The sequence below is a fragment of the Actinomycetospora callitridis genome (genome assembly GCF_028737265.1).
In the GTDB taxonomy this organism is placed as follows: Bacteria; Actinomycetota; Actinomycetes; order Mycobacteriales; family Pseudonocardiaceae; genus Actinomycetospora; species Actinomycetospora callitridis.
Window position 1 is genome coordinate 712,571 of the sequence record NZ_JAQZAK010000001.1, and the last position, 15,742, is coordinate 728,312.

Sequence of the window (15,742 nt, forward strand, 5' to 3'; positions counted from 1 at the left end):
CCGACGCGTCCCCGCCCGAGGTCACCCGGGCACGCGGTCCAGGAAGCCGTGGACGCGCTCGAGACGCCCGTCCTCGGCCACCTCGGCGACGTCGAACCCGATCACGACGGGCTCGGCGTCCTTGCTGCCCGCCGGGCCCAGGTGCCAGGTGAAGCGGACGACGTCGTGGTGGGCGTCGAGCACCTCGCCGGGGGTGAAGGTCAGGCCGGCGAACTGCTCCTGGGCGCCCGCGATCAGGGCGTCGACGCCGTCGTGGCCCCGGACGTCGGCCATCGGGTCGACGTAGCGGGCGTCGGGCGTGAACGCCGCGGCGATCGCCTTGCGGCGCGCGGTGGGGTCGGTGGCGTTCCAGGCGGCGAGATAGCGCTGGACGAGGGCGGCGTTGTCGGTCATGGGGTCCTCCTCGGTGCGTCGTGCTGACGAGGAGAACCCTGACCGCGGGGCGGTAGGCGGGTCGATGACCTCGTGGGTCATGGACGATCAGCGCCCGGTCCCGCGAGGCTCCCCGCCATGAGCGACGACCTGATCGCGTCCATGCCCTTCGCCGCCGGGCTCGGGATCCGGCTGGAGACCGCCGGCGCCCACGAGACCGTCGCGGTCCTGCCCTGGTCCGACGCGCACACCACCGTCGGCGGCCTGCTGCACGGCGGCGCGCTGATGACCCTGGCCGACACCGCGGGCGCCGTCTGCGCGTTCCTCGGGCTGCCGGCGGGGGCGCGGACGGCGACGACGCAGTCGGGCACGCACCTGCTGCGGGCGGTGTCTGGCTCCTCGGGCTCCTCGGGTGGCGAGGTCCGGGCGACGGCCCGTCCCGTGCACTCCGGGCGCTCCCAGATCGTCGTGCAGACCGACGTCACCGACGACCGGGGCCGCCTCGTCGCGCGGACGACCCAGACGCAGGCCGTGCTGCCGGCCTGACCCCGGCCTTCCGGAGACCGGAAACGCTGCCCTGCGCGTGGTGTGGCCCGGGCCACGATCCGCGGCGACCGATCCCGGCGATCTCGGAGGACCGATGCCGCGCCCCACCCTGCTCCTCGTCCACGGCGCCTGGCACGGCTCCTGGTTCTGGGAGCCGCTGATCTCCGAGCTCGGGGAGTTCGACGTGCGCACCGTCGACCTGCCCAGCTGCACTGGGGGCCCCGACGAGCTGGGCGGCCTGGAGGACGACGCGGAGACGGTGCGGGCGGCGGTCGCGGGCATCGACGGCCCGGTCGTCGTGGTCGCGCACTCCTACGGCGGGCTGCCGGTGTCGGAGGGAGTCCCTGGTCCAGCGGGCGGGCAGGTCACGCACCTCGTCTACCTCTGCGCGTTCATGCTGGACGCGGGGGAGTCGTTGCTGGCCGCGGCCGGCGGCACCCCGCCGCCGTGGTGGGAGGTGCACGAGCGGCACATCGTCGCGAGGACCCCCGAAGCCGTCTTCTACAACGACCTGGATCCCGCCACCGCGGCGTCGGCGGCCGGGCGGCTCGGGCTGCTGAGCCGGGCCGCCACCGAGACGCCGCTGACGCGGGCCGCCTGGCACGACATCCCGAGCACCTACGTCGTCTGCGACCGCGACGCGGCGATCCCGTCGTTCGCGCAGGAGGCGATGGCCCAGCGGGCCGGCGCCGTCGTGCACCTCAACGCCGGGCACTCCGCGGCGATGTCGCGCCCGCAGGAGGTGGCGTCGGTGGTGCGCGGGGTGGCGACCTGAGCCGCCGTCAGCTCTCCTCCTCGTCGTCCTTCGCGGCGCCGCGCTTCTTGAGGAAGCCGAAGCCGGGGATGCCGTCGATGGCCTGACGCAGGTCCTTCGTGACGTCGAGCAGCTCGTGGAGGTCCGGTCCGACGCGGTCGAGGGTCGCGAGGATCGGCATGATGTCGGTGACCATGTGCTCGGTGAACTGGGGCATCTCGTCGACGAGCTTGATCAGCGCGTCGACCTCCTCCGGGCTGAGCTCGTCGACGAACCGGCCCGCGAGCGGCGCGGCCCGCTCGAGCATCGGCTGGTAGAGCCCGAGCAGCTCCTGCGCCGACCGGCTCGTCTCCCCGGCGCCCTCGACGATCCCGCGTGCGCCGTCGGTGATCTCCTTGGCGTCGCCGACCACGCCCTCGGCGCCGGACGTGATGGACCGGGCGGACTCCACGACCTCGTTCGCGCCGCTGGTGATCGAGCGGGCGGAGGTGACGACCTCGTCGGCGCCGCTGGTGATCGAGCGGGCGGAGGTGACGACCTCCTCGGCGCCGCCGGTGATGCGACGGGCCGACTCGACGACGTCGTCGGCGCCCAGCGTGATCTTGCGGGCGCTGCCGACGACCTCCTCGGCCCCGGACGTGATCGACCGGGCGCTGCCCACGACCTCCTCGGCGCCCGCGGTGATCGAGCGGGCGGAGCCGACGACCTCCTCGGCGCCCGCGGTGATCGAGCGGGCGCTGCCCACGACCTCCTCGGCACCGGACGTGATGGACCGGGCGCTCCCGACCACCTCGTTCGCGCCCTCGGTGATCCGCCGGGCCTCGCCGAGGACGCCGTCGACGCGCTCCATGACGCCGTCGACCCGGACCACGATCCCGTCGGCGCGGTCGACCAGCCCGTCGACGCGGTCGGCCAGCGTGCCGAGCACGTCCACCAGCCGCGTCACCTCGTCGAGCAGCGCCTCCACCCGCCCCGGCAGCCGCGCGCCGACGTCGACGACCTCGCCGACCCAGCCGAGCACCGATCGTCCGGTGTCCACCACCTCGCCCGGGGAGGGCACCGCCAGCGGACCGATCCGCACCAACGCCATGCCCCCACTCTGCCCGCGCCTGCGGTCGATCACGCCGAAGCCGCTCGCGAGGATGTGGATTTCCTGGCGTCCAGTGCCAGCGTGGACGCAGGGCTTGCATGGCGGTGCTAGAGCGAACGGAGCAGCAGGAGGGCGTAGGCGGCGAGGGTCTGGGCGTCGGTGATCTCGCCGTCGCGGGCCCGGCGCTCGAACTCGGTGCGGGCGACCCAGGCGAAGCGCATGTCGGCCTCGGTGTCCTCGCGAGCCGGCTCGCCGGCGGTGAGGTCGGTGGCGAGGTAGGCCCGCCCGCGCTGGGACGACAGCCCGGGAGCGACGTCGAGCAGGCCCAGATACGTCCAGGCGGCCGCGGTCAGGCCTGTCTCCTCGCGGAGCTCACGGGCGGCGAGCTCCGCCGCGGGCATCTCCGCGCGGTCGGGGGCGGTGCCCTGCGGGAACTCCCAGCGCCGCAGACCCAGCGGGTAGCGGTACTGCTCGACCATGGCCAGCCGGTCCCCGTCGAGGGCCACGACCAGCGCGTAGTCGGGCTTGTCCACCACCCCGTAGACGCCCTCGGCGCCGTCGGGACGGCGGAAGGTGTCCTCGCGCAGGGTCATCCAGGGGTTGGCGTAGACCTCGCGGGTGCTCGTCGTGACGGGGTGCTCCACACCCCGGGATGATCCACGTCGGCCGTCTCCTAGTGTTCGGGTCGTGCGCCTCGTCATCGCCCGATGCACGGTCGACTACGACGGCCGCCTCACCGCCCACCTGCCGAGCGCGCTGCGGCTGCTGCTCGTCAAGGCCGACGGGTCGGTCAGCGTCCACGCCGACGACCGCGCCTACAAGCCGCTGAACTGGATGAGCCCGCCGTGCTGGCTCACGGAAGCTCCCGGCGTCTGGACCGTCAAGAACAAGGCCGACGAGACGCTGACGATCACCCTCGAGGAGATCCAGCACGACTCGTCCCACGAGCTCGGCGTCGACCCGGGGCTGGTCAAGGACGGCGTCGAGGCGCACCTCCAGCAGCTGCTCGCCCAGCACGTCACGACGCTGGGGGACGGGTGGACGCTGGTCCGGCGCGAGTACCCCACCGCGATCGGTCCGGTCGACCTGCTCTGCCGCGACGCCGACGGCGGGTCCGTCGCCGTGGAGATCAAGCGCCGCGGCGAGATCGACGGCGTGGAGCAGCTGACCCGCTACCTCGAGCTGCTCAACCGCGACCCGCTGCTCGCCCCGGTGGCCGGCATCTTCGCGGCGCAGCAGATCAAGCCGCAGGCCAAGGTGCTCGCGAACGACCGCGGCATCCGCTGCGTCACGCTCGACTACGACGCCCTGCGCGGGGCCGTCGTGGACGAGTTCCGGCTGTTCTGACGCCCGTGGGTGGCCGTCTCTCGCGCGCGCTCGCCCGGCGCGTAGGACGGGGCCGTCTGCGCGAGCACCTGCCCGCCGAGGTCGACGGCGAGTGCATCTTCTGCCGCATCGTCGACGGGCGCGGCGAGGCGAGCGTCGTGGCGTCCTCCGACCGTGCCGTCGCGTTCCTGGACCTGCAGCCCCTCGTCCCGGGCCACGTGCTCGTCGTGCCGCGGGCGCACGCCGCGCACCTCGCCGACGTCGAGGACGTCGACGGCGCCGCGATGTGGTCGCTCGCGGCGCGCGTGGCCGCGGGTCTGCGGGCGGCGGGCCTCGCCGACGGCGTCAACCTCCTGCTGGCCGACGGCGCGGTCGCCTGGCAGACGGTGTGGCACGTCCACCTGCACGTCATCCCGCGCCGGCGCGGTGACGGGCTGCGCCTCCTGGCCGCCTGGACCCGTCCGGAGCGGGCACGCCTCGACGCCACCGCGGAGCGGATCCGCGCCACCCTGACCTGAGCGCGGATCGAGTGCGTGGCCCTATCGGCGTGCTCCCCCTGATCGGACACAGCTGGGTGTCTGCGACGGCACTCCGCGGACATGGCTCAAACGGTCGCGCCTGACGGCTACCGGTGCGTAGATTCGCGCCATGACGAGCACCCGCGACGCGGTGTCGGTCCCCGCGAGCGAGCAGCCGGACACCTTCGACTCCCTGGATCCCCGCAACGGCCAGGTGATCGCCAGCTACCCGCGACACACGCCCGAGCAGGTCGGCGAGGTCGTCGCGCGGGCGCGGCGGGCGTCGCGGTGGTGGACCGACCTGGGGTTCGACGGCCGGGCCCGCAAGCTCGCGGCCTGGCGCCAGCTGCTCGACCGCCGGCGCGACGAGCTCGCCGCCGTGGTCAGCCGGGAGACCGGCAAGCCGCTCGACGACGCCCGGATCGAGGGCATCCTCGCGCTCGACCACCTGCACTGGGCGGCCAAGAACGCCGCCAAGGTGCTCGGCCCGCGCAACGCGGCGGCCGGCCTGCTGATGGTCAACCACAAGGCCAGCGTCGAGTACCCGCCGATGGGCGTCGTCGGCGTGCTCGGCCCTTGGAACTACCCCGTCTTCACGCCGATGGGCTCGATCGTCTACGCGCTGGCCGCGGGCAACACCGTGGTGTTCAAGCCCAGCGAGCTCACCCCGGGCGTCGGGAAGTGGCTGGTCGACAGCTTCGCCGAGGCCGTCGGCGAGGACGCGGTGTTCCAGCTGATCACCGGTGAGGGCGAGACCGGGGCCGCGCTGTGCCGCGCCGGCGTCGACAAGCTCGCGTTCACCGGGTCGACGGCCACCGCGAAGAAGGTCATGGCCACCTGCGCCGAGACGCTGACGCCGGTGCTCGTCGAGTGCGGCGGCAAGGACGCCCTGCTCGTGGACGTCGACGCCGACCTCGACGACGCGGCTGCGGCCGTCGTGTGGGGCGCGATGTCCAACGCCGGCCAGACCTGCGTCGGCGTCGAGCGGGTCTACGTCGTCGACGCGGTGGCCGAGGACCTCCTCGACCGGGTCGCCGCCCGCGCCGCCACCATCGCGCCCGGCGGGGCCCCCGACGCCCACTACGGGCCGATCACCATGCCCTCGCAGCTCGGCGTCATCTCCGGCCAGATCGACGACGCGCTGTCCCGGGGTGGGCGGGCCGTAGTTGGCGGGCGCGACTCCGTGCGCGCGCCCTACGTCGAGCCCGTGGTGCTCGCCGACGTCCCCGAGGACTCCTCCGCGGTCACCGACGAGACCTTCGGTCCCACCGTGGTCGTCAACCGCGTCCGGGACATCGACGAGGCCGTCGACCGCGCCAACGCCTCGCGCTACGGCCTCGGCGCCTCGGTGTTCGCCAAGTCCCGCGGCCACGAGATCGCCCGCCGGCTGCGCGCCGGCATGGTGTCGGTGAACGGGGTCATCGCCTTCGCGGGCATCCCGTCGCTGCCCTTCGGGGGCGTCGGCGACTCCGGCTTCGGGCGCATCCACGGCGTCGACGGGCTGCGCGAGTTCACCCGCCCGCTCGCGATCTCCGAGCGCCGCTTCCGCAGCGTCAACGTCATGACCTTCGACCGCCCGGGCTGGGTCGTGAAGGTCCTCGCCGGGCTGGTCAGCGTGCTGTACGGCCGGCGGCGCTGACGGGCCGCTCCCGCCTGCACGTCCTCGTCCTCCGCACTCCACGGACGGGTGCCTGAGTGGAACACCGGGTGTCCGAGTAGCGATGCTTGTCCGGAGACGGTCGAACGGCCGCCCCGGAGAGGACCGCGATGCCCGGCGAGCACACCCTCGGCAACCTCGTCGACCGCACCGTCCTCCACGACGACCAGCCCTGGTCGCGCCCCGGGCCGGTCGACCCGGAGCCGGTCGCCGGGACGCCCCACGGGCTCGCCCTCCTCCCGGCCGCCGCGGCGCTGGTCGGCGGGAAGCTGCGGGGACGGGACAGGTGAGCGCACCGGCGGGCGAGGGATCGCCCCAGCGGTGGCTGGTCCTCGTCGCGATGACCGGCTCGCTGTCGATGATCATGCTCGACCAGACGGTGGTGTCGGTCGCGCTGCCGACGATGGGGCGCGACCTGTCGCTGGACGCCGCCGGCCAGCAGTGGGTGGTCAACGCCTACGTGCTCGCCCTGGCGGCCCTGGTCGCCCTCGGGGGCAAGGCCGCCGACCTCCTCGGGCCGCGGCGCGCGTTCCGGTCCGGCGTGACCCTGTTCTTCCTCGCCTCGGTGGGCTGCGGGCTGGCTCCGGCGGGGGAGTTCGGCGAGGCGACGATCCTCGCCTGCCGCACGCTGCAGGGGGCCGGCGCGGCGCTGATGGTGCCGGTGTCGGGCGCGATCGTCATCGCCTCGTTCGGCCCGCGGGAGCGCGGGCGGGCCATGGCGATCTTCGCCGGCATCAGTCAGATCTTCGTGGCGCTCGGACCGCTCATCGGCGGGCTCCTCACGGAGTACGTGTCCTGGCGCGCGGTGTTCTTCCTCAACGTCCCGGTCGGGATCACGACGCTCGTGCTCGTCGCGATCGCGCCGGTCCCCGGCGCCCGCGTCGCGGGCACCCGCATCCAGCCCCTCGACGTGGTGCTCGTGGTGGCGGGCCTGGCGGCGACGACGTTCGGGATCCAGCTCGCGGGCACCGACGGCCTCTCCTCGCCGCTGGTCCTGGCCCTGCTCGTCGGCGGGCTCGCGGCGACGGCCTGGTTCGTCGTGCGCCAGGTGCGTGCGACCGACCCGCTGATCCACGTCCGGCTGTTCACCGACCGCGCCTTCACCGGTGACGCCGCCGTCATGGGGTTCGTGCAGTTCGGGCTGCTCGGCCTGGTGCTCTACAGCTCGATCTACCTGCAGGAACTGCTCGGCTTCGGGCCCATGGCGGCCGGGCTCGCCGTCCTGCCGCTGATCCTGCCGCTGACCGTGGCCGCCCAGCTCGGGGGACGCTGGTTCGACCGCGCAGGCGTCCGCGGCCCGGTGATCACCGGGCTCGTCCTCTGCGCGGTCGGGACCGTCCTCTGGCTGCTCGCGCTGCCGGGCCTCGACTACGCCCTCCAGACGCCCGGGATGGCCCTGGTCGGCGTGGGCCTCGGGCTGACGCTGTCCCCGACCAACACCGACGCGCTCGCCCGCGTCGGCGTGGGCGAGCGCACCCAGGCCAGCGGGGTGGTCCAGACCGTGCGCCAGCTCGGCGGCACGCTCGGCATCGCGGTCATCGGCGCCGTGGTGATCGCGGCGGACGGGGAGACACCGGGGCAGACCGCCGCGCCCTCCGGGATCGCCGCCGGGTTCTGGGTCGCGGCGGTCGCGTTCGCGCTCGCCGCGCTGGTCGGGGCCACCCTGCTGGCCCGGCGCGACACATCCGTCCCTACCGGAACGGTCAAGCTACCCGCGAGTAGAGACCCATCCCTCGGGTCGGGGTGAGACGCCCCCACGCATGGCAGGATCGCGCCCGGCAACGGTCGTCGGCAGGAAGGTCTGACGTGGCGCGCGAATTCGCCCGGGTGGGAGTGGTCGGTCTCGGCACCATGGGGGCGGGCATCGTCGAGGTGTTCGCCCGCGCGGGGATCGAGGTGGTCGCCGTCGAGGTCGAGGCCGCCGCCGCGGACCGCGGCCGCGAGACCCTCGAGGCCTCGACCCAGCGGGCCGTGGACCGCTCCAAGCTCGCCGTCGAGGACCGCGAGGCGCTGCTCTCCCGCGTGCGCGTCACCACCAACCTCGACGACCTCGCCGACGCCGACCTCGTGGTCGAGGCCGTCCCCGAGCGCCTCGAGCTCAAGGCCGAGGTGTTCGGCGCGCTGGACAAGGTGTGCGGCCCGGAGACGATCTTCGCGTCGAACACCTCGTCGCTGTCGATCACCGAGCTGTCGGTGCGCACCGAGCGCCCGTCGCAGGTCGTCGGCATGCACTTCTTCAACCCCGCGCCGGTGCAGAAGCTGGTCGAGGTGGTGCGCACGGTCGTCACCGACCCCGAGGTGCTCTCCGAGGTCACCGAGCTGGCGGTCCGGCTGGGCAAGAGCCCGGTGGTGTGCGGCGACCGCGCAGGCTTCATCGCCAACAACCTGCTCTTCACCTACCTCAACCAGGCCGTGGGCATGTTCGAGGCCCACTACGCCGGGCGCGAGGACCTCGACGCGGCCATGCGCTTCGGCTGCGGCTACCCGATGGGCCCGCTCGCGCTGATGGACCTCATCGGCCTCGACACGGCCTACGAGATCCTCGACACGATGTACAAGCAGTCGCGCAACCAGCGCCACGCGCCGGCCCCGATCCTCAAGCAGATGATCACCGCCGGCCTGCTGGGCCGGAAGTCCGGGCGCGGCTTCTACACCTACGCCGCCCCCGGGTCGCACGATGTCGTCGCGGACTCGCTGACCCCGCCCCCGCCCGGCCAGGAGCCCGGCGACCAGCGCACGATCTCGACGGTCGGCGTCGTCGGCACCGGCACGATGGCCACCGGCATCGCCGAGGTGTTCGCCAAGGCCGGCTACGACGTCGTCGTCCGCGCGCGTACCGAGGCCAAGGGCGAGGGCGTCGTCGCCGGCATCCGCAAGTCGCTGGACAAGGCCGTGGTCAAGGGCAAGCTCAGCGAGTCCGCCCGCGACGAGACCCTCGCCCGCGTCCGCCCGACGACGACGTTCGACGACCTCGCCGGCTGCGACCTCGTCGTCGAGGCCGTCGCCGAGGACCTCGAGGTCAAGCAGGCCGTCTTCGGTGCCCTCGACGACGTCTGCAAGCCCGGCGCCATCCTCGCCACCACCACCTCGTCGCTGCCGGTGGTCGAGTGCGCGGCGGCCACGCAGCGCCCCGACGACGTCATCGGGATGCACTTCTTCAACCCGGCGTCGGTGATGAAGCTGGTCGAGATCGTCAGCCCGATCACGACCTCGCCGGACGTGACGTCGACCGTGCGAGCGGTCACCGCGAAGATCGGCAAGCACCCGGTGCTCTGCGGCGACCGCGCCGGCTTCATCGTCAACGCGCTGCTCTTCCCGTACCTCAACGACGCGACGGCGATGCTCGAGGCGAACTACGCCACCGCCGACGACATCGACTCGGCCATGAAGAACGGCTGCGGCCTGCCGATGGGCCCGTTCGCGCTGCTCGACGTCGTGGGCCTCGACGTGTCGCTCGCGATCGAGCGGTCGCTCTACCTGGAGTTCCGCGTGCCCGGGTTCGCCCCGGCGCCGCTGCTCGAGCACCTCGTCACCGCCGGCCGCCTGGGTCGCAAGACCGGCCAGGGCTTCCGGGACTACCAGAAGAAGTAGGTCTCCCGCGCCCGATGGCCCGCCGCTCGCGTCGCCACCCCGCCCGCCCCGCACCGGCACCTCCGCCGCTGCGGGGCGGCTGGGTGCGCGAGGAGGACGGCTGGCGGGTGCGCTCGATCAGCGGGACGGCCGCCACCAAGACCTACCGCTGTCCGGGCTGCCACCAGGAGATCGTGCCCGGGACGCCGCACGTGGTGGCCTGGCCCGCCGACGAGGTCGAGGACGACGACAACGTCGAGCGCCGGCACTGGCACACCGGCTGCTGGCGCCGGGAGCGCGGGCGGTCCGGCTAGCTAGCGCGAGGGCGCGCCGGTGCGCTGCTCGGGCGCCTGGGCGCCGCCGAGGTCGCCGCCGTGCCCGTTGCCGGCCTCGCCGTGCGGGGTCGGTGAGGGACGCGAGGCGGGCGCCGGCGGGTCGGGCAGGACCGGGCGCTGCTCGGTGGCACCCTCGTCCGGGAACGTGTCGACGGTGGGCAGGGCACCCAGCGCCGCGCGCAGCGTGGCCAGCTGCCCGCCCACGCGGTCACGCAGGCGCCGCATCTCGGCGACCTCAGCGTCGGCCTCGCGCAGCCGGCGGCGGGCCTCCTCGGCGGCGTCCTGCACGTACTTCTCGGCGCGCTCCTTCGAGACCTGCTCGTCGGCCTCGAGCTGGCGCATCGCCTCGCGGCGACGGGCGGCCATGGCCACCGAGAAGTCGGTCTCGACCTGCTCGCGGGTCGCCCGGCCCTCGGCGTCGAGGCGGTCGCGCTCCTGCTCGGACTCGGTGCGCAGACGCGCGGCCTCGGCCCGCGCCCCGTCCATGAGCACGCGGTGCTCGTCCTCCATCGCCCGGCGGCGCCGGTCGTTGTCGGCGAGGCCCTCGTCGTAGCGGGTGCGCGCCCGCTCGGCGTCCGCCTCGGCGCGCTCGTGCAGCTCACGGGCCTGCCGGCGGGCCTCGTCGAGCGTGCCGCGGGCCTGCTCCTCGGCCTCCTGCACCGTGGCGCGGGCCTGCTCCTCGGCCTGCTCGACCGTGCGGCGGGCGCGGTCCTCGGCGCCGGCGACGACCGTGCGCGCGTGCTCGTCCGCCTCGCCGGTCTTGCGGCGGGCGTACTCGTCGGCGTCCGCCCGGACGCTACGCGCCGCCTCGGCGGCGTCGTCGCGCATCGCGCGGGTCTCGTCCTGGGCCAGGCGCAACATGCGCTGGAGGCGCTCCGAGAGCCCCTCCATGGTGTCCGGCGGCGCGGAGAGCCGGTCGACCTGGGCCCGCAGGTCCTCCACGTACGCGCGGTGGTGGTCCAGCGCGCGGGCGAGCTCGGTGGCCTGGGCCACCGCGGCGTCGCGGTCGGCGGTGAGGATCCGCAGGTCGGCCTCGACGCGGTCGAGGTGCTCCTCGACCTGGCCGCGGTCGTATCCGCGGCGCACGACGTCGAAGCCGGTCCCCAGCGGCAACAGCTCGTGCTCGTCGGACGGCATGCGAGTCACGGTACCGGCGGCGCGGGGGCCGCTCCACGGACGGGTGAGCCCGAACGGATGGTCCTCACTCCCCGCGGAAGCGGTTGATGGAGGACTCGTGCTGCGCGCGCTTCTCGGTGTCCGTGACGCCGAGACCCTCCTCCGGGGCGAGGCAGAGGACGCCGACCTTGCCCTGGTGGTTGTTGTGGTGGACGTCGTTGGCCGCCTCGCCGGTCTCCTCCAGCGCGTAGGTCTTCGACACCGTCGGGTGGATCTTCCCCTGGGCCACCAGGCGGTTCGCCAGGTAGGCCTCCTTGTAGTTCGCGAAGTGCGACCCGATGATCCGCTTGAGGTTCATCCACAGGTAGCGGTTGTCGTACTGGTGCATGAAGCCCGACGTGGAGGCGCAGGTGACGATCGTGCCGCCGCGCTTGGCCACGTAGACCGAGGCGCCGAAGGTCTCGCGGCCCGGGTGCTCGAACACGATGTCGGGGTCGTCGCCACCGGTCAGCTCACGGATCTTCGAGCCGAACCGCTTCCACTCCCGCGGGTCCTGGGTCTCGGGGTCCGACCAGAACTTGTAGCCCTCGGCGGAGCGGTCGATGATCAGCTCGGCGCCCATCTTGCGGCAGAGCTCGGCCTTCTCGGGCGAGGAGACGACGCAGACCGGGGTCGCGCCGCCGTTGAGCGCGAACTGGGTGGCGTAGGAGCCGAGACCGCCCGACGCGCCCCAGATCAGGACGACGTCGCCCTGGGTCATGTTGGCGCCGTGGGGGCTGACCAGCTGGCGGTACGCGGTGGAGTTCACCAGGCCGGGGGAGGCGGACTCCTCCCAGGTGAGGTGCTCCGGCTTCGGCATCAGCTGGTTGGTCTTGACCAGCGCGACGTCGGCGAGGCCGCCGAAGTTCGTCTCGAAGCCCCAGATGCGCTGCTCCGGGTCCATCATCGTGTCGTCGTGGCCCGCGGGGCTCTCGAGCTCCACCGAGAGGCAGTGCGCGACGACCTTGTCCCCCGGCTTCCACATCTGCACGCCCGCGCCGACCTTGAGGACGACGCCGGAGAGGTCGGAGCCGACGACGTGGTAGGGCAGGTCGTGGCGCTTGGCGAGCTCGGAGATGCGGCCGTAGCGCTTGAGGAAGCCGAAGGTGGACACCGGCTCGAAGATCGAGGTCCACACGGTGTTGTAGTTGATCGCGCTCGCCATCACGGCGACGAGGGCCTCACCGGGCGCGACCTCGGGCGTCGGCACCTCGTCGAGGTGCAGCGACTTGCGCGGGTCCTTCTCGCGCGAGGCCATCCCCTCGAACATGTCGGCCTCGTCGGCGTGGACGGTGATGCCCCGGTAGGACTCGGGGACCGACAGACCGGCGAGGGCGGCGGTGTCGTCGGCGAGGATGGCGTCGCGGATGTCCTGCACGGTTCTTGCCTCCGGATGTGTGCGGTCGCCGCAGGCTACCGGTGGGTAACGTTTCTGGGGACCGGGGTGTGAGCGGGTCGGTGGCTCAGTGCTCGGCCGCGGGCTCGACGAGCTCGACGAGGACGCCGCCGGCGTCCTTGGGGTGGACGAAGTTGACGCGGGAGCCCGCGGTGCCCCGGCGCGGGGCGTCGTAGAGCAGGCGCAGTCCCTTCTCCCGCAGCGCCGCGGCGCTGGCCTCGACGTCGGTGACGCGGTAGGCCACCTGCTGGAGACCGGGGCCGTTGCGGTCCAGGAACTTCGCGATCGTCGACGACTCGTTCGCCGGTGCCAGCAGCTGCACCGCCGGGCCCGCGTCGTCGCCGGGTGCGTGGAGCATCGCCTCGCGCACCCCCTGTTCCTCGTTGACCTCCTGGTGCGTCGCGACGAGGCCGAGGTTCTCGGCGTACCAGGCGATCGCGGCGTCGAGGTCGGGCACGGCGATCCCCACGTGGTCGATCGTCGTGATCCCGCTCGCGCTCAGGTCGTCGGATGGCATGGCGCGCACCCTAACCATCTGAATCGAACTGCCGACCCCGTGACGCAGCGCACGCTTGATTTCCCAAGCTGCGTCCGGCGATGCGGTCCGGTCGCGGTGGGTAACGTGGCGCGCCGTGGATCTGGACCGTCTGGTGGCCGACGCCCGCGAGGGCACCCCACGGGCGGTGGGCCGGCTGATCTCGCTGGTCGAGGACGGCAGTCCCCGACTCCGGGAGCTGGCCGCCGCCCTCGCCCCGCACACCGGGCGCGCCCGCGTGGTGGGCCTGACCGGCTCTCCGGGTGTCGGGAAGTCGACGACGACGTCCGCGCTGGTCTCCGCCCTGCGGGCCGACGACCGGCGCGTCGGCGTGCTCGCGGTCGACCCCAGCTCGCCGTTCTCGGGCGGCGCGCTGCTCGGCGATCGGGTCCGGATGGGTGAGCACGCGACGGACCCGGGTGTGTTCATCCGATCGATGGCCACCCGCGGCCATCTGGGTGGTCTGGCGGCTGCGACGCCCCAGGCCCTGCGCGTCCTCGACGCCGCCGGGTGCGACGTGATCCTGGTCGAGACGGTGGGGGTGGGCCAGTCGGAGGTGGAGGTCGTCGCCCTGGCCGACACGACGGTCGTGCTCCTGGCCCCCGGCATGGGGGACTCCGTCCAGGCGGCCAAGGCCGGGATCCTCGAGGTGGCCGACGTCTTCGTGGTCAACAAGGCCGACCGCGACGGCGCGGACGCCACCGTGCAGGAGCTCCAGCACATGATCTCGCTGAACCGCCGCGAGGTCGACGGCCCGTCCTGGCGCCCGCCCGTGGTGCGCACCGTGGCCGCGTCGGGGCAGGGGATCGACGAGCTCGTGGCCGCGCTCGACCGGCACCGCACCTGGGCGGTCGACCACGGCCTCCTCGCCGAGGGGCCCCGCCGCCGTGCCCGCGCCGAGATCGAGGCCATCGCCCTGGCCGACCTGCGGACGCGCATCCGGGACCTGTCGGGCTCGGCGACGCTGCCGGCCCTCGCCGAGCGCGTGGTCGCCGGCTCGCTCGACCCCTACGCCGCCGCCGACGAGGTCGTGGCCTCGGTGCGGACCTGAGAGCCTGTCACTGCAGGCCCGCGGCCGGGAGCGCCGCGGAGAGCCAGGGGATGACGACGGCGACCGTCGGCACGACGACCACCGCGGCCGCCGTGAGGTAGACGCCGGTGGCGAGGCGGCGGTCGCCGCAGCGCAGCGTCCGCACGCGCTCGAGCCGGGCGGCGACCTCGGTGTCGCCGGTGACGACGAACGCCTCGAGCGCGCCGGCCATCGCGGTGTCCGAGGACCTCGCGCGGGCGGCGTCGTCGGCGAGCATCTCGAGCAGCAGGCCCACGGCGTCCCGGGCCTGGCGGCTGCGCACGAGCACGGGGAACGCCTGGTGGAGGGCGACGAAGCTCTCGCGGACGAGGTCGTGGCGCGCGTCGAGGTGGGCCTGCTCGTGGGCGAGGACGGCGCGCAGCTCCTCGGGGGCGAGGGTGTCGAGCGCCGCCTCGGTGACCACCACGCGGGGGGCGCGCCCGGGCACGCAGTAGGCGAAGGGCACGGCGCCGTCGAGCACGCGCAGCACGGCGCGGGCGCCGGGGCTGCCGACCGTGGCGCTGCGCTCGGCGCGGTCGAGCAGGTCGACCATGTCCCGGTGCCGGGCGCGGCGCCGGCGGGTGCGCACGCCCAGCAGGACGAGGACGACGGCCAGGCGCAGGACGATCAGCCCGGCGATGGTCGCGGCGACGGCGACGGCGATCAGCAGCGGGGTGCCGGTGCGCTGCTGCGGGCCGAGGGCGCGCAGCAGCTCCTCGGGCGCGGCGAGCGCGCTGCCCACGGCGGCGAGCACGGCCGCGAGCGCCACGGCCTGCCACAGCACGATCGCGGCGCGGGGCACCCGCGCGGGCCAGCGGGCGCGGGCCAGCGCGGAGGGGACGGGGCCGGCCAGCACGAGGGCGAGCACGGCCAGCCACACCGAGGCCATGGTCGGTCAGTCTGGGCCCGGAGGACACGACGCGCAGCAGAGCCGGACCATCAGGGTGCGCCCGTGATCACGAGTCGGCGGCGCGTTCGTCCCCGTCGACGCGTGGTTGGGGCACCTGCGGCATCGGCGGCATCTCCGCGGCCGGGGCCGGGGCCGGCCCGGTCTGCAGGGCCGCGCGCAGGGCGGCGGCCTCCTCCGGGCCCACACGGTCGACGAAGGCCACGAGGGCGGCCGTGCGGTCGTCGCCGACGTCGCCCAGGGCGTCGAGCATGAGCGAGGCCGTCAGCTGCTCGCGGGTGGAGGCCGCGGCGTAGCGGTAGGCCTTGCCGTCGCGCTCCTGCCGGACGACGCCCTTCTTCGCGAGGCGCCCGAGCACCGTCATCACCGTCGTGTAGGCGAGCTCCCGTTCGAGCCTGTCGTGCACCTCACGCACGGTCAGGGGGCCGGGAGCGGCCCACAACTGCCCCATCACTGCGCGCTCCAGCTCACCGAGGGCCACGACACTCATCCTAACCGTGGATCCCCTTGCC

General features: G+C 74.0%; 18 protein-coding genes. 10 read left to right on the forward strand and 8 right to left on the reverse strand.

The genetic code is table 11. The features are described from left to right. Positions 1-21: 21 nt before the first annotated feature. Entirely contained in the window at positions 22-393 is a 372-nt protein-coding gene (locus PH191_RS03455; protein ID WP_274193219.1) for a nuclear transport factor 2 family protein, read from the reverse strand. Between the two features lie 117 nt (positions 394-510). Between PH191_RS03455 and PH191_RS03460 the strand changes: the two genes are divergently transcribed. Continuing rightward, on the forward strand, positions 511-918 hold the full coding sequence (locus PH191_RS03460) for a PaaI family thioesterase (RefSeq protein WP_274193220.1): 408 nt from the start codon (positions 511-513) through the stop codon (positions 916-918). Between the two features lie 94 nt (positions 919-1,012). After that, positions 1,013-1,693: an alpha/beta hydrolase gene (locus PH191_RS03465; RefSeq protein ID WP_274193221.1), complete on the forward strand. Its 681-nt coding sequence runs from the start codon at positions 1,013-1,015 to the stop codon at positions 1,691-1,693. A gap of 7 nt (positions 1,694-1,700) precedes the next feature. Here the strand turns inward: PH191_RS03465 and PH191_RS03470 are convergent, their stop codons facing one another. Together PH191_RS03470 and PH191_RS03475 are read right to left on the reverse strand one after the other, a co-directional pair. Further along, positions 1,701-2,762, reverse strand: coding sequence for a methyl-accepting chemotaxis domain-containing protein (locus PH191_RS03470; protein WP_274193222.1), 1,062 nt, complete (start codon positions 2,760-2,762; stop codon positions 1,701-1,703). A 107-nt stretch (positions 2,763-2,869) separates the two neighbouring features. Continuing rightward, a complete protein-coding gene (locus PH191_RS03475) occupies positions 2,870-3,355 on the reverse strand; it encodes an NUDIX domain-containing protein (RefSeq protein ID WP_274193670.1) in 486 nt (161 codons plus the stop codon). 94 nt (positions 3,356-3,449) lie between these two features. Here PH191_RS03475 and nucS point away from each other — a divergent pair, with 94 nt between their 5' ends. The 7 genes from nucS (at position 3,450) to PH191_RS03510 (ending at position 10,147) form a co-directional block, all read left to right on the forward strand. Continuing rightward, a complete protein-coding gene (nucS, locus tag PH191_RS03480; protein WP_274193223.1) occupies positions 3,450-4,109 on the forward strand; it encodes an endonuclease NucS in 660 nt (219 codons plus the stop codon). 5 nt (positions 4,110-4,114) lie between these two features. Next, positions 4,115-4,606 (forward strand): HIT family protein, encoded by a 492-nt coding sequence (locus PH191_RS03485; protein ID WP_274193224.1) that lies wholly within the window; start codon positions 4,115-4,117, stop codon positions 4,604-4,606. A gap of 130 nt (positions 4,607-4,736) precedes the next feature. Continuing rightward, positions 4,737-6,245: an aldehyde dehydrogenase family protein gene (locus tag PH191_RS03490; RefSeq protein ID WP_274193225.1), complete on the forward strand. Its 1,509-nt coding sequence runs from the start codon at positions 4,737-4,739 to the stop codon at positions 6,243-6,245. Positions 6,246-6,373: 128 nt separating this feature from the next. Further along, on the forward strand, positions 6,374-6,553 hold the full coding sequence (locus tag PH191_RS03495) for a hypothetical protein (protein ID WP_274193226.1): 180 nt from the start codon (positions 6,374-6,376) through the stop codon (positions 6,551-6,553). Continuing rightward, positions 6,550-8,010: an MFS transporter gene (locus PH191_RS03500; protein ID WP_274193227.1), complete on the forward strand. Its 1,461-nt coding sequence runs from the start codon at positions 6,550-6,552 to the stop codon at positions 8,008-8,010. Before PH191_RS03495 ends, PH191_RS03500 begins: the two co-directional genes overlap by 4 nt. Before the next feature lie 59 nt (positions 8,011-8,069). Continuing rightward, the gene (locus PH191_RS03505; RefSeq protein WP_274193228.1) at positions 8,070-9,854 is read left to right on the forward strand and encodes a 3-hydroxyacyl-CoA dehydrogenase family protein; all 1,785 of its coding nucleotides are present in this window, start codon (positions 8,070-8,072) and stop codon (positions 9,852-9,854) included. 14 nt (positions 9,855-9,868) lie between these two features. Continuing rightward, the gene (locus PH191_RS03510; protein WP_274193229.1) at positions 9,869-10,147 is read left to right on the forward strand and encodes a hypothetical protein; all 279 of its coding nucleotides are present in this window, start codon (positions 9,869-9,871) and stop codon (positions 10,145-10,147) included. Here the strand turns inward: PH191_RS03510 and PH191_RS03515 are convergent, their stop codons facing one another. From PH191_RS03515 to mce, 3 genes are all read right to left on the reverse strand, one after another. Next, on the reverse strand, positions 10,148-11,305 hold the full coding sequence (locus PH191_RS03515; RefSeq protein ID WP_274193230.1) for a DivIVA domain-containing protein: 1,158 nt from the start codon (positions 11,303-11,305) through the stop codon (positions 10,148-10,150). A gap of 64 nt (positions 11,306-11,369) precedes the next feature. Further along, positions 11,370-12,701, reverse strand: coding sequence for a crotonyl-CoA carboxylase/reductase (gene ccrA, locus PH191_RS03520; RefSeq protein ID WP_274193231.1), 1,332 nt, complete (start codon positions 12,699-12,701; stop codon positions 11,370-11,372). Between the two features lie 85 nt (positions 12,702-12,786). After that, entirely contained in the window at positions 12,787-13,236 is a 450-nt protein-coding gene (gene mce, locus PH191_RS03525) for a methylmalonyl-CoA epimerase (RefSeq protein WP_274193232.1), read from the reverse strand. 115 nt (positions 13,237-13,351) lie between these two features. On the opposite strand from mce, the gene meaB reads away from it, so the two are divergent. Further along, a complete protein-coding gene (gene meaB, locus PH191_RS03530; protein ID WP_274193233.1) occupies positions 13,352-14,305 on the forward strand; it encodes a methylmalonyl Co-A mutase-associated GTPase MeaB in 954 nt (317 codons plus the stop codon). A gap of 7 nt (positions 14,306-14,312) precedes the next feature. Here meaB and PH191_RS03535 read toward each other — a convergent pair whose 3' ends face one another. Continuing rightward, on the reverse strand, positions 14,313-15,212 hold the full coding sequence (locus tag PH191_RS03535; RefSeq protein WP_274193234.1) for a M56 family metallopeptidase: 900 nt from the start codon (positions 15,210-15,212) through the stop codon (positions 14,313-14,315). Between the two features lie 67 nt (positions 15,213-15,279). Continuing rightward, positions 15,280-15,720, reverse strand: coding sequence for a BlaI/MecI/CopY family transcriptional regulator (locus PH191_RS03540; RefSeq protein ID WP_274193235.1), 441 nt, complete (start codon positions 15,718-15,720; stop codon positions 15,280-15,282). Positions 15,721-15,742 lie beyond the last annotated feature (22 nt).